The sequence below is a fragment of the Kitasatospora sp. NPDC004723 genome (assembly GCF_040609255.1).
Classification (GTDB): domain Bacteria; phylum Actinomycetota; class Actinomycetes; order Streptomycetales; family Streptomycetaceae; genus Kitasatospora.
The window spans coordinates 66,280-79,432 of the sequence record NZ_JBEXJT010000009.1 but is presented as its reverse complement, the minus strand read 5'-3'; the positions used below and the strand labels follow the sequence as shown (position 1 = coordinate 79,432).

Genomic DNA, 13,153 nt, shown 5'->3' with positions numbered 1-13,153 from the left:
TGGGTCCTCCCGGTGTGGTGGGTCGAAGGGGGCGGTTCATGAGCGGCCGATCACGGGCGGCACCATCCCCAGGTGCCGCTCGGTGGGCGCCCGCAGGAAGTCCAGGTCGCAGCCCTGCGGGGCCTGGGTGACGTGCCGCCGGTACAGGGCGGGCCAGCCGCGCAGGTGCGGGGAGGGCGGCGGCGACCAGGCGGCGCGGCGGCGGGCCAGCTCCCGCGCCGGGACGTCCAGGTCGAGCCGCCCGGCCGGGACGTCGACCACGACGGTGTCGCCGGTGCGGACGAGGGCCAGCGGCCCGCCGACGGCGGACTCGGGGGCGGCGTGCAGGAAGACGGTGCCGAAGCCGGTGCCGCTCATCCGCCCGTCGGTGACCCGGACCATGTCGCGCACCCCCTGCGCCGCCAGCTTGGCGGGGACCGGGACCATGCCCCACTCGGGCATGCCGGGCACGCCGACCGGTCCGCAGCCCGTGAGCACCAGGACCGTCGCGGCGGTGACGTCGAGGCCCGGGTCGTCGATCCGCGCCCGCATGTCCTGGTAGGAGGTGAAGACCAGCGCCGGACCGCGGTGGACGAGCAGTTCGGGTCCGGCGGCCGAGACCTTGATCACCGCGCCGTCCGGGGCCAGGGAGCCCCGGACGACCGCGAAGGCGCCGCCGCGGCGCAGCGGATCGGTGAGCGGCCGCAGGACCCCGGAGGGCCGGGGCGCGTCGGCGGCGGCCTCGCCGAGGGAGCCGCCGGCCACGGTCGGCGCGCCCTGGTCGAGCAGCGGGCCGAGTTCGCGGACCAGGGCCGGGACGCCGCCGGCCGCGTGCAGGTCCTGGACGAGGCCGGCGCCGGACGGCTCGACGTCGGCGAGCACCGGCACGTCCGGGCGGACGAAGTCCTCCGGCGCGAGGTCCAGGGCCAGCCGTCCGGCGATCGCCGCCAGGTGGATGATCGCGTTGGTGGAGCCGCCGACGGCGTTCAGCATCGCGATGGCGTTGCGGAACGCCGCCGGGGTGAGGACCGCCGACGGGGTCAGGCCCTCGCGGACGAGTTCGACGGCCCGTCGGCCGGCCCGTTCGGCCAGGACCGCCGCGGCCGGGTCGCCGGCCGGGACGGTCGCCGAGCCGGGCAGGGCCATGCCGAGCGTCTCGGCGAGGACCGCCATGGTGGAGGCGGTGCCCATGGTGTTGCAGGCGCCCAGGCCGCAGGAGAGGCAGCGTTCCACCTCCGCCCAGCCGGCGTCGTCGAGCCGCCCGGCGCGGTGGTCCTCCCAGAGCCGCCACAGGTCGGTGCCGGTGCCGAGCCGGCGGCCGCGGTACACGGCCGCCGGGCGGGCGCCGCCGGTGACCAGGACGGCCGGCAGGTCGGCACTGGCGGCGCCCATCAGGGCGCCGGGGACGGTCTTGTCGCAGTTGGCGAGCAGGACGACGCCGTCGAGCGGGTTGGCCCGCAGGGTTTCCTCGACCTCCATGGCGAGGAGGTTGCGGTAGAGCATCGCGGTGGGCTTCATCAGGTCCTCGCCCAGCGACATGACGGGGAAGCGCACCGCGATGCCGCCCGCGGCGGTGATGCCCCGGCGGACGGCGTCGACCAGTGCGGCCAGCGGCAGGTTGCAGGGGTTGAGGTCGCTCGCGGAGTCGGCGATGCCGATCACCGGGCGGTGGTCGTCGGCGTCCATCGCGACGCCGGTCGAGCGCATCGCGACGCGGTGCAGGACGGCGACCTCGTCCTCGCCCGCGAACCACTCCCGGCTCCTCGGCGTGCGCGGGTCCGCGCCCGGTCGTCGGTGCTCGCTCACGGCTCGGGCACCCCCAGACCCTCGGCGCCGGGCGAGGACTGGACGAGGGGCAGGCCCGAGCGGTCGATCCACTCCCGGGCGACGGCGGCCCGGTGGACCTTGGCCGCCGCGATGGCGGCGGCGTCGGCCGCCAGGTGCTCGCCGGCCGGGTAGAGGTTGCGCGCGTTGCGCAGCCCGAACTTGACGTACAGCGGCGCGCCCACCGGCACCAGTTCGGCGGCCTCGTGCCCGCGCACCACCCCGGCGAGCCAGTCGGGGGACTCGACGTAGAGGTCGATCGGCAGCGTGGTCGCCGCGCGCAGTTCGGCCAGCTGCCCGAGGGTGATGTCGCAGGGCACGTTGACGGTGTGGGCGCCGAGCCGGGCGAGCTGGCGGATCGCCACGGGGTTGGACGGCGCGATCAGCACGGAGGCCTTCCAGACCACCGAGGCCGGGATCTCCCCGGTCCTCTGGAGGCCGTCGAGCACCTCCAGCAGTCCGAGGTCGGAGACCAGGAAGCCCCGGATGCCCTGCTCGACGGCGCGCAGCACGTCCTCGACGGCGTGGCGCAGCTGGCGGGTGCCGCGCAGCTGGCCGGCGAGCGCGGCGCCGTCCGCCGAGCGGGAGTGGTTGCCGGTGTCGTAGCCCTCGCGCGGGCCGACGAACAGGGAGACCTCCAGGCCCCGGTCGGCGCCGATCCGGGCCAGTTCGGCGAGTTCGGCCCGGGTGAGCAGCATCGCGCCGCTGCCCTGCGAGACGCGGTTGACCGTGACGCCGAGGGCGTCGGCCGCGGCGAGGGTGGCCCGCAGTACGTCCGGGCCCTCGACGCTGGGGATCTCCACCCGGTAGTGGGCGCCGTCGGGGAAGCGGAGTTCGCTGGGCGGCGGGACGGGTTCGGCACTCAGTCCGAGTCCGGCGACGATGTCGGTACTCCTCATGCGCTTCCTTTCACGTCAAGGTCATCTTCTATGCCCTGTTCTGCGTCGCAGAACCTGGTTTTCTGAGGCGATCGAGAGCCAAGCAGTACGGCTCACCGATCATCAAGCATGATGTGCCGAATGACAGACCATCGTTCGCCAACACCGAACAGAGGAGACCGACCGTGCGAGCCCTCCGCGTCGACCGCCCCCGCTCCGTCGCCCTCGCCGAGCAGCCCGCCCCCGCGCCGGGCGCCGGCGACCTGCTGGTCCGCCCCCGCGCGGTCGGGCTCTGCGGCACCGACCTGGAGCTGATCGACGGCGCCGTCGACCCCGCCTACGTCCGCTACCCGCTGGTGCTCGGCCACGAGTGGTCCGGCGTGCTGGCGGACGGGACCGCGGTGGTCGGCGAGGGCGTCGTCCCCTGCGGCGCCTGCGCCGCCTGCGCGCGCGGGGCGACCAACCTGTGCGCGACGTACGACGAGCTCGGCTTCACCCGCCCCGGCGCCGCGGCCGACCAACTGGCCGTCCCCGCCCGGCTGGTGCACCGGCTGGCGCCCGGGGTCGACCTCGCCGAGGCAGCCCTGGTCGAGCCGATGGCCGTGGTGCTGCGCGGTCTGCGCCGGGCCGCACCCGAGCCGGGCGGGCGCGCGCTGGTCGTCGGCGACGGCACGATCGGCCTGCTGGCCGCCCATCTGCTGCGGCTCTGGTCGCCCGCCGAGGTCACCGTGCTCGGCCGGCGCCCGAAGCAGGCGGGCCTCGCGGCGGCGGCCGGTGCGGACCGGTTCACCCTCGACGCCCGGGAGGCGGGCGGCGGCCACGACCTCGTGGTCGAGGCGGCCGGCGCGCCGGAGGCGGTGCGGACCGCGCTCGGCGCGGCCGGGCGCGGCGGACGGGTCCTGCTGCTCGGGCTGGCGGGCGCCGGCCGCACCGCCGCCCTGCCGATCGACGACACGGTCAACGGGGACCTCACCGTGCTCGGCAGCTTCGCCTACACCTCGGAGGTCTGGCGGGAGACGGTGCGGCTGCTGAACGCCGGCGAGGTCGCACCGGGCTTCGTGATCACCCACCGCTTCCCGCTCGCCGAGGCCCGCCGGGCGCTGGCCGTCCTGCGCGGCTGCGACGGGCCCCGGGGGAAGGTGCAGCTGACCCTGCCGTAGCCGAGGGCCCTGCCGTGGCGCCGGACCCTGCCGTAGCCGAGGGCCCTGCCGTGGCGCCGGGCCGGCCCGGCGTGCCCGGCTCACCCGACCGCCCGGCGCAGCGCGGCGGCGATGCCCGGAGCGGCGGCCAGCACCAGCTCCCCGTCCGGCGGGCCGCCGTCCGGCCCCGCCACGACGGCGCCCGCCTCCCGGGCGATCAGCGCGCCCGCCGCGTGGTCCCACGGCCCGAGGCCGCGCTCGTAGTAGCCGTCGAGCCGCCCCGCCGCGACCGCGCACAGGTCCGCGCAGGCCGAGCCGCTCATCCGGATGTCCCGTACCACCGGGGCGAGTTCGGCGAGCACGGCGAGCTGCCCGGCGCGGGCCGCGCGGTCGTACGCCAGGCCGGTGGAGACCAGCGCCCGCGACAGCGCCGTCTCGCCGCTCGCCCGCAGCGGCCGGCCGTCCAGGGTCGCGCCCCTCCCCCGGGCGGCGGCGAACACCTCCCCGCCGGGGAGGGTCACCACCGCACCGGCCTCGGCCGTCCACCCGCCCGCCCCGGCCGTCCAGGTGTCCGGCGGGCCGCTCACCACCGCCACGCTCACCGCGCACGGGGCGGACCCGTACAGGAAGTTGACCGTGCCGTCGAGCGGGTCGACGATCCAGGTCAGTCCGCTGCTCCCGGGACGGTGGCCGCTCTCCTCGCCCAGGAAGCCGTCGAGCGGCCGCGCGGCCAGCAGCGCGTCGCGGATCAGCGCCTCGGCCCCGCGGTCGACGGCGGTCACCACGTCCAGCTCCGAGGACTTGGTCGCGACCACACGGGCCCCGCCCGCGCGGCGCCGGACGAACGCGGCACCCTCGCGTGCGAGCTCGGTCGCCAGGGTCAGCAGGTCCACGGGCCCTCCTAGAATGTTTGGCAGGGAAGAATCAGGTTCCACAAGACAGCACAGAACGGGGACGGCGATGGCGGACGGCACGGCGAGCGGCGAGAAGCGCACCTACGCGGTGGGCAGCGTGGTCCGGGCGCTGCGCCTGGTGGACCTGGTCGCCGAGGGACCGGCCGAGGGCGTCACGCTGACCGAGCTCACCCGCGGCCTCGGCACCTCCAAGTCCACCGCGTACTCGCTGGCCCGCACCATGGTCGACGCCGGCTACCTGCGCGACGTGCAGCCCGGCCCGCGCTACCGGCTCGGCATGGCGCTGGTGCGGCTCGGCGACCGGGCGTCGGCCGCGCACCCGCTGGCGGACGTGGTCAAGCCGGTGCTGAACGAGCTCAGCCGGCAGACCGGGATGACCGCGCGCGCCGCGATCAACGACGACGGCTACCCGATGTTCATCGCCCGGGTCGACGCCGCGGGCACCGTGCGCTTCCACACCCCGCTCGGGGTGCGCGAACTGCCGCACACCTCCGCCGCCGGCAAGGTGATCCTCTCCCTGCTGCCGGCCGCGGTGACCGAGCGGATCGCCGAGGAGACGGGCCTGCCTCCGCGCACCCGCAAGACGATCACCTCGGCGGCCGAGCTGCGGGCCGAGCTCGACCTCACCCGGGGGCGCGGCTACGGCGTGGACGACGAGGAGGACTCCGACGGCGTGCTGTGCGTCGCCGCGCCCGTCTTCGACCACACCGGGACGGTCCTCGGCGCGCTGTCCGTCACCGGGCTCAAGGGGGACCAGTCGGTGCGGCAGATCACCGAGCTGGGCGGGGTGCTGACCGAGGCCGCCGACCGGATCACCCGCACGCTCGGCGGCCACCGGGCCCTCTGAGCACCGGCCGCGGGCGTACGGCCCCGGGCCCGGCCGGGTGCCGGACCCGGCAGCCGGTCCGGGGCGCGGTCGGGCTCCGGGTACGGGGCCCGGGGCCACTACTTGATCCCCGAGCGCAGGAAGCTGTTGATGAACTGCCGCTGCCCGATCAGGAAGAGCGCGAGCAGCGGCGCCGTGACGATCACCGTCCCGGCCGCCATCCTGGGCACGTCGATGCCCGTCTCCGGGGCCAGGAAGCGGACCAGGCCGACCGTCACCGGGCGCGTCTCGTCCGACACCGCAACGATCAGCGGCCAGAGGAAGTTGTTCCACTGCGTCGAGATCGAGACCAGCGCGTACGCGACGATGCTCGGCCGGGCCGCCGGCACGAACACCTTCCACAGGATGCCGATCCGCGAGACCCCCTCGATCCGGGCCGCCTCCACCAGCTCGTCCGGCACCCCGAGGAAGGCCTGCCGCAGGAAGAACACGCAGAACGCGCTGGCCACATAGGGCAGTCCGACCCCCGGGAGGGTGTCGAGCAGCCCGAGGGCGGCGATCGTCCGGTAGTTCTCCGACATCAGGACCTCGGGGAAGATCATGAGCTGGATCAGCACGAAGCCGAACAGCGGCCCCCGCAGCGGGAACGCGAACCGGGCGAAGGCGTAGGCGGCGAGCACGCCCACCACGAGCTGGGCGGCGGTGATCCCGGTGACCAGCAGTGCGGTGTTCAGGTAGTAGCGGCCGAACGGCGCGGCCCGCCAGGCCGCGGAGAGGTCGGCGGTCCCCGACTCGAAGGCGCGGACGAAGACGTAGAGCAGCGGGGCCGTCCAGAGCAGGCCGGCCAGCCACGCGAGCGCCGTCTCGACCCGGTCGGGCCAGCTGACGATGCGGTCCACGGGGGCTCCTAGCGGTAGTGGATCCGGCGGTCCAGCAGTCGGATCTGCAGGACGGCCAGGGCGACCAGGACACCGATCACCAGCAGCGCGATCGCGGCGCCGTACTGCGGCCAGTGCTGGGAGAAGGTCACCCGGTAGAGGTAGTAGAGGAGGAGGTTGCTGGCGTTGTCCGGCCCGCCCTGGGTCATCACGAAGACGAAGTCGACCATCTTGATGCTGTCGGCGAGTGCCACGATCGCGGCGAACAGGGTGGTCGGCATCAGCAGCGGGAAGGTCACCCGGCGGAAGTGGGCGAACCGTCCGGTGCCCTCCAGCCGGGAGGCCTCGTCCAGTTCGGGGTCGATGGCCTGGAGGCCGGCCAGGTAGAAGATCATGAAGAAGCCGGCCTCCTTCCAGACCATCATCACCATCAGCGAGGGCAGCACCAGGGCGGTGTCACCGAGCCAGTCCGGCCCGGTCACCCCGAAGCGGGCGAGCAGTTCGTTGATCACACCGATGTTGGGCTGGTAGAAGTACAGCCAGATCACGGCGATCGCGACCACCGGCAGGATCGCCGGGGCGAACACGCCGGCCCGCAGCAGCGCCTTGCCCCGCAGGGCGCGCTGCAGCAGGACGGCGAGCAGCATCGCGAGGGCGAGGGAGACCGGGACGGTCAGCGCCGAGAACAGCAGGTTGTTCAGCAGGGCCTTGCGGAAGACCTCGTCCTCGGCCAGGAAGCGGTAGTTGTCCAGGGTGGGCCCCTCGTCCCGGCGGTCGTACAGGCTGCTGACGACCGTCGAGACGAGCGGCTTCACCGTGAACAGGGCGAGGAAGGTGAACGCGGGCACCAGCAGCGCGTACGCGAACACCTGGTCCGGGACCCTGCGCGGCGAGGTGCGGGACCTCACCGGTGGGTCTTCAGGATCGCGTCGATGTCCGACTGGGCCTTGTCCAGCGCCTGGCGCGGGTCGGCGCCCTTGAGCAGCACGGACTGCAGCGCGGGGGCGAGCGTCTGGTAGACCACCCGGTCGCGGTCGACCGTGGCCATCTCGGGGACGGCGTCGGCGACGGCGTCGTGCGGGGCCTTCGCCTGCGGGTGCTGGGCGAGGTAGCCGCGCATCGCCTCGGTGTTCCAGGCGGCATCGGAGGTGGCGATGTAGCCGGACTTGGCGGAGACGTCCGCGGCCCGCTCCGGGGTGGTGAGGAACTTCGCCAGCGTGACGGCGGCCTCCTTCTGCTTCTTGGAGACACCCGCGTCGAAGAGCATCAGGCTGCCGCCGCCGGTGGGCGCGCCCTTGCCGGCGCCCGCCGGGAGCGCCGAGACGCCCCAGTCGAAGCCCGCCTTCTCCTGGATCGAGCCGATCCGGCCGGAGGTCGTCCAGAGGATGCCGGTGGTGCCGGCCAGGAAGTCGTCGGTGGAGGTGCCCCAGGCGACCTCGGTGGTCGGGGCGATCTTCTGGGCGCCGAGCGAGGCCCAGGACTCCAGGGCCTTGACGTTCTGCGGCGAGTTGACGGTGACCTTGGTGCCCGTCCGGTCGCTGATCGCGCCGTCGCCGCCGGCCTGCTGGACGAGCGCCTGGTAGAGCCAGTACGCCGTCCCGGTGGAGGTCGGGATGAACAGGCCCCACTTGGCGCCCGCGCCGCTCTGCACGGCCTTGGCGTCGGCGATCAGCTCGTCCCAGGTGGCCGGCGGCTTCTCGGGGTCGAGCCCGGCCTTCTTGAAGTAGTCCTTGTTCCAGTACTGGACGATGGTGGAGCGGGCGAAGGGGATGCCCCAGACCTGGCCGTCCGCGCCGACCGAGTTGGACATGAACTGCGGGTAGAAGGAGTCCTTCCACTGCTTGTCGGCGTCCGTGGTCAGGAACGGGTTCCAGGCCGTCACGGCCTTGCGCTCGACCAGGTCGTGCATGAAGGACTGGTCCATGATCGCCAGCGCGGGCGCCTTCTTGGCGTCGATCGCGGTGTTGACGGCCGCCAGCGTCTGGTCGTAGTCACCGGAGTAGACGCCCTTGACCTTGATCTCGGGGTGCTCCTTGGCGAAGTCCTTGAGGTAGCCGTCGATCAGGGTGCTGAGGGTGCCGACCTGGTCGGGGTAGTAGAAGTCGATGCTGACGGCGCCGTCCTTCGCGCCGTCACCGCCCGAACCGCCCGAGGCCGAGGAACAGCCGGCGATCGCGGTCAGCGCGAGCGTCGCTGCGGCGAGCGCTCGGGTGCGGGGAGAGAGGGCCACGGAGATCTCCTGACGGGTCTGTGCTTCGGTGCTTGGTGCGTGGTGCTTCTCGGTGCTTGGTGCTTCTCGGTGCGTGGTGATTGGTGCTTGGTGCTTGGTGCTTCTCGGTGCGCGGGTGGGGCTTCGGGCCGCTGGGCACGGGGTTCAGCCCACGACGCCGACGAGGCGGCGGGCGTCGAGGCGGGCACCGGTGCGGCGGTCGAAGAGGTGGCAGGCGGAGAACCGGGCGCCCAGCCGGTCGCCGCCGGGGCGGTGCTCGTCGGCGCGGACCCTCACCTGGACGGTCCGGGTGCCGACGCGGAAGGCGATCAGCCGGTCGGCGCCCAGCAGTTCGTCCCTGATCCGGACGGCCGGCAGGGTGAGCTCGCCCGGGCCCGGCACCAGGTCCTCGGGGCGGACGCCGAGCACGAGTTCCTCGGGCAGCTCGTCCGGCAGGCCCTTGAGCAGGGCGGACGCCTCGATCCGGACCGCGTCGTCGCCGCCCCCGCCCTTGCCCTCGCCCTTGCCGTCACCCTGGTCGAGGACCAGCCAGGCGCCGTCCCGGCGGACGTCGAGCAGGTTCATCGGCGGGGAACCGATGAAGGAGGCGACCCGGACGGAGGCCGGGCGGGCGTACAGCTCCTCGGGGGCGGCGATCTGGTCGATGCCGCCCTCCCGCATGACGATCACCCGGTCGGCCATGGTCATCGCCTCGACCTGGTCGTGGGTCACGTACAGGACGGTCAGCCCGAGCCGCTGCTGGAGTTCGCGCAGCTCGGTACGCATGTCGGCGCGCAGCCGGGCGTCCAGGTTGGACAGCGGCTCGTCCATCAGGACGAGCTCGGCCCCGCTGACCATGGCCCGGCCGAGGGCGACCCGCTGGCGCTGGCCGCCGGAGAGCTGGGCCGGGCGGCGGTTGAGCTGCTCCGTCAGCCGCAGCTGGCGGGCCGCCTCCGCCAGTCGGGCGTTCCGCTCGGCCCTGGGCACCCGGCGGGACTTGAGGCCGAACAGGATGTTCTCGGCGACGGAGAGGTGCGGGAAGAGCGCGTAGTTCTGGAAGACCATCGCCAGCCCCCGGTCGGCGGCGGGCACCCGGTTGACGGAGCGTCCGCCGATCCTCAGGTCGCCCTCGTCGGCGCGTTCCAGGCCGGCCACGATCCGCAGGGTGGTGGACTTGCCGCAGCCGCTCGGGCCCAGCAGGGCGGCGAACTCGCCGCTCGGCACGGTGAAGTCGATCCCGGTCAGCGCCTGGTGCCGGACTCCCCTGGCGCCCTGATAGGTCTTCGAGATCCGCTCCAGTACCACGTCGGGCATTCCCGCCCACCCCTCACGATCCGCAAAGTGCTCTGCGATGTTCCGACATGTTCTGCGATTCCGAACATCGATCTGCTTTCCTGAACATGGTGGCGCGCCACCCGGTCGTCGCGGCGGCGCGCCGATGACCTGCCGATGAAATCCGGGCGGCCGCTCGGAGCGGCCGGACCCGGACCGGTCAACTGGTCCTGGTGTAGTGCTGGAGGTAGAGGAAGATCGACTTCCAGCCCGAGCCGACGTGCACGATGTGCAGCTGGCCACCGGAGGGGCCGAGGTCCCAGGCCGCGATGCCCTGCACCTCGTCGCCCGGCTCCGCGTCCTGGTGGAACTCGTAGGAGACCTGACCGGTGTTCGGGTCGATCGAGTAGACGGACTTGCCGCTGTCGTCGACCGACGCGTAGAGCTTGTTCTGCCAGACGGCCGCGCCCTGGATCCGGCTCAGCGGCTGGGACAGGGTGATGGTCCGCCGCACCGGGAGGGTGCTGCCGGCCGGCAGGGTGAGCAGGTCGGCCAGGCTGTAGGCGATCAGGGTGTTGGTGCCGTTGGCGGCGTTCTGCGTCCACGGCGCGGTGTAGACCAGGCCGGCGGCCCCGTCCACGGCCACCCACGGCACACCGCCGGGCATCTTGTCGAGCGGCAGCTGAACGTAGCGGCCGGTGTAGCTGAGGTCGCTCGCGTTGTAGAGCGCCAGCAGGGGGTGCTGGTAGTTGTTCTTGCCGTCCTCCAGCGGGGCGATCACATAGCCGCCGTAGTACTCCAGGTCGCCGATGTGGTCGCTCTTGAACGGGGAGCTGAGCGACGACGGGATCGGGAACGCCGAGGAGGCGACCTCGCTGTCGTTGGAGATGGTCGCCTTCACCATCCCGCCGGGACCGGCGTAGTAGAAGTACGTGCCGTCGGTCGCCACGCCCTGGCCGCGCTCCAGGGCGTTGAATCCGGTCCACCGGTAGTACTGCGCGGTGCGCGTCCACGTCGCGGCCTGCGCGGGGGTGGCCGCCGCGACGGCCACGGCCGCCACGACGGCGGCGCTGATGCTGATCCTGCCCAACTTCTTCACAGCCGATCACCTCTGCCTGTTCGGGGGGTGCTGGTGCTCGATGTCGTTCGACGCCGTGCTCGTCGGCGATACCTCGGGAGCCTTGAGGTTCGGTATAGCAGAACCTTGTTCCCCATCGCCAACAGGATTACAACAGGGCCGGTGAGACAGGGTCAACGAGCGGGAGGTGAACGTCTGCGGTACGACGGAAGGCCCCGGGTGCTGCCGCCTCCTCGGTGAGGAGTCGGCAGCACCCGGGGCCTTCGGGAGCCGGTGGGGCGGGCAGCCCTGACGGGCGGGGGATCAGAGATCGGGCTCGGTGCGGGACCGGCTGCGGCTCCCGGGCAGGAGGCGATCGCAGTACGCTGGACGACCGGCTCGTTTCGGACGGGAGGCGACAGTGGCGGCGACGGCTCGGTCCAACCATGAACTGCAGACGATGGGCGACCTGTTCGCACCGCCGGGCGAGCCGGGGCCGCCCGAGGTGCGCGAGCGGGCGCGGCGGACGGTGGCGGCGCGGGCCCGGAACGCCGAGGACTGCCGGCTGCTGTTGGACGCCCTGGGGTTGCTCGAACCCGGCGATCCGGCCGGGGAGTCCGGGCGATAGGCCCGCCATCGCCCGAGGGCCTGTCGACAAACTGACAGGCCCTCGGGAACGGTTGGGGTCAGAACTCCGTGGGGATCAGAACTCCGTCGAGGTCGGGGCGGCGGCGATCGGAGTGCCGAAGTGGTGGTAGCCGTCCTGCGTGTTGATGTCCCGTGACCGGCGTCGGTGACCACGGCCCGCGAGGTGGGCGGTCAGGTCGTCCGGGGGCGAGGACGGCCGGCGGAACGGCGGCGCCGCCCTCCGCGGGCACGGTGAACCGGGGCGCGTGGCACCCGAAAGGGCGGGATCGCCGCGGGCCCGGCTTCGGGGCCGCCGCCGGTGGGCAGTCTCCCGGGCGGACGGTCGGCCGCGAGGAGGAGGACGGGATGAGCCAGGACGAGACCGTGGGGACGGAACGGACCGGAGACGGCGGCGGCGAGGACGGTCTGCGGCGCTCCGCCGCGTTCCTCGTCGACGAGGCCCTCGGCTTCCTGTTCCCCGCGGCCCTGCGCGCCGCCGCCGACGTCGGTGTGGCCGACCACCTGGCGGACGGCCCCGCCACCCCCGCCGAACTCGCCGCCGCGACCGGCACCGACACCCGCAACCTCTACCGCGTGCTGCGGCTGCTCGCCACCCGGGGTGTGGTGTCCGAGGACGCGCAGGGCCGCTTCACCCTCACCGACGCCGGCCAGGCGCTGCGCGGCGACGTCCCGTACTCGGTGCGGACGGCCGTCCAGATGCTCACCGACCGCACCATGTGGCGCCCCGCCGGGGAGCTGACGCACTGTCTGACCGAGGGCACCACCGCGTTCGAGAACATCTTCGGGATGCCGTTCTTCGACCACTTCGCCAAGGACGAGCGCACCGCCGCCGTCTTCCACGTGGGCATGGCGGCGATGTCCGACCAGGAGAACGCGCCCATCGCGGCCGCCCCCGACTTCCCTCCGAGCGGCACGGTGGTGGACGTCGGCGGCGGCCACGGCGGTCTGCTGCTGGAGGTGCTGCGCCGCAACCCGGGCCTGGAGGGCGTCCTCTACGACCGCTCCCACGTCCTCGCCGGGAACCGGCTGGGCGCGCACCCGGAGATCACGGGCCGCTGGACGCTCCAGGAGGGTGACTTCTTCGCCGCCGTGCCCGCCGGCGACGTCCTGATGCTCAAGCGGATCACGCACGACTGGGACGACGACGCGTGCGTGACCCTGCTCGGCCACTGCGCGCGTGCGCTGCGCCCCGGCGGCCGGGTGCTGGTGCTGGACGCCGTGGTCCCCCCGGGCAACGAGCCCCACCAGTCCAAGGACCTGGACCTGATGATGATGGCCTCGCTGACCGGTCGCGAGCGCAGCGCGGGCGACTTCGCGGAGCTCTTCGCGCGGGCCGGACTGCGGCTGTCCCGGGTGATCCCCACGCCGACCGTGCTGTCGGTGGTCGAGGCGGTCGCGGCCTGATGCTTCCCTGACCCCTCGTCGGCTGTCCGGGCAGCGGTCCGGGCGGCCCTACGCGCGTGTCACCCCGGCCGCCGGGAGGCGGCCGGGGTGACGGGGCGCGGGCCTTGGGGTATCCGGGCCCGCGA

12 protein-coding genes are annotated in these 13,153 nt (G+C 73.6%); 4 read left to right on the top strand and 8 right to left on the bottom strand.

All coding sequences use genetic code 11. The annotated features are described in order from the left end of the window. Positions 1-36: 36 nt before the first annotated feature. A complete protein-coding gene (locus ABZW10_RS13010; RefSeq protein WP_355363450.1) occupies positions 37-1,785 on the bottom strand; it encodes a dihydroxy-acid dehydratase in 1,749 nt (582 codons plus the stop codon). Continuing rightward, positions 1,782-2,702 carry a hypothetical protein gene (locus tag ABZW10_RS13005; protein WP_355363448.1) on the bottom strand — a complete coding sequence of 307 codons (921 nt, stop codon included), beginning with the start codon at positions 2,700-2,702 and terminating at the stop codon, positions 1,782-1,784. The genes ABZW10_RS13010 and ABZW10_RS13005 overlap by 4 nt, the downstream gene beginning before the upstream one ends. Positions 2,703-2,866: 164 nt before the next feature. On the opposite strand from ABZW10_RS13005, the gene ABZW10_RS13000 reads away from it, so the two are divergent. Further along, the gene (locus ABZW10_RS13000; RefSeq protein WP_355363446.1) at positions 2,867-3,841 is read left to right on the top strand and encodes an alcohol dehydrogenase catalytic domain-containing protein; all 975 of its coding nucleotides are present in this window, start codon (positions 2,867-2,869) and stop codon (positions 3,839-3,841) included. Between the two features lie 80 nt (positions 3,842-3,921). Here ABZW10_RS13000 and ABZW10_RS12995 read toward each other — a convergent pair whose 3' ends face one another. Then, complete coding sequence (locus ABZW10_RS12995; protein ID WP_355363444.1) at positions 3,922-4,713, bottom strand: inositol monophosphatase family protein; 792 nt, start codon at positions 4,711-4,713, stop codon at positions 3,922-3,924. A gap of 67 nt (positions 4,714-4,780) precedes the next feature. On the opposite strand from ABZW10_RS12995, the gene ABZW10_RS12990 reads away from it, so the two are divergent. Beyond that, positions 4,781-5,581 (top strand): IclR family transcriptional regulator, encoded by an 801-nt coding sequence (locus ABZW10_RS12990; RefSeq protein WP_355363442.1) that lies wholly within the window; start codon positions 4,781-4,783, stop codon positions 5,579-5,581. A gap of 98 nt (positions 5,582-5,679) precedes the next feature. Here ABZW10_RS12990 and ABZW10_RS12985 read toward each other — a convergent pair whose 3' ends face one another. The 5 genes from ABZW10_RS12985 to ABZW10_RS12965 form a co-directional block, all read right to left on the bottom strand. Further along, a complete protein-coding gene (locus tag ABZW10_RS12985; protein ID WP_355363440.1) occupies positions 5,680-6,459 on the bottom strand; it encodes a carbohydrate ABC transporter permease in 780 nt (259 codons plus the stop codon). A gap of 8 nt (positions 6,460-6,467) precedes the next feature. Continuing rightward, a complete protein-coding gene (locus ABZW10_RS12980) occupies positions 6,468-7,346 on the bottom strand; it encodes a sugar ABC transporter permease (RefSeq protein WP_355363438.1) in 879 nt (292 codons plus the stop codon). Then, positions 7,343-8,668 (bottom strand): ABC transporter substrate-binding protein, encoded by a 1,326-nt coding sequence (locus tag ABZW10_RS12975; protein ID WP_355363436.1) that lies wholly within the window; start codon positions 8,666-8,668, stop codon positions 7,343-7,345. Before ABZW10_RS12975 ends, ABZW10_RS12980 begins: the two co-directional genes overlap by 4 nt. A gap of 144 nt (positions 8,669-8,812) precedes the next feature. After that, complete coding sequence (locus ABZW10_RS12970) at positions 8,813-9,961, bottom strand: ATP-binding cassette domain-containing protein (protein WP_355363434.1); 1,149 nt, start codon at positions 9,959-9,961, stop codon at positions 8,813-8,815. Positions 9,962-10,139: 178 nt separating this feature from the next. Continuing rightward, positions 10,140-11,018, bottom strand: coding sequence for a hypothetical protein (locus ABZW10_RS12965; RefSeq protein ID WP_355363432.1), 879 nt, complete (start codon positions 11,016-11,018; stop codon positions 10,140-10,142). Between the two features lie 418 nt (positions 11,019-11,436). Between ABZW10_RS12965 and ABZW10_RS12960 the strand changes: the two genes are divergently transcribed. Beyond that, entirely contained in the window at positions 11,437-11,604 is a 168-nt protein-coding gene (locus ABZW10_RS12960) for a hypothetical protein (RefSeq protein WP_355363431.1), read from the top strand. A 365-nt stretch (positions 11,605-11,969) separates the two neighbouring features. After that, complete coding sequence (locus tag ABZW10_RS12955) at positions 11,970-13,028, top strand: methyltransferase (protein ID WP_355363429.1); 1,059 nt, start codon at positions 11,970-11,972, stop codon at positions 13,026-13,028. Positions 13,029-13,153: the final 125 nt, after the last annotated feature.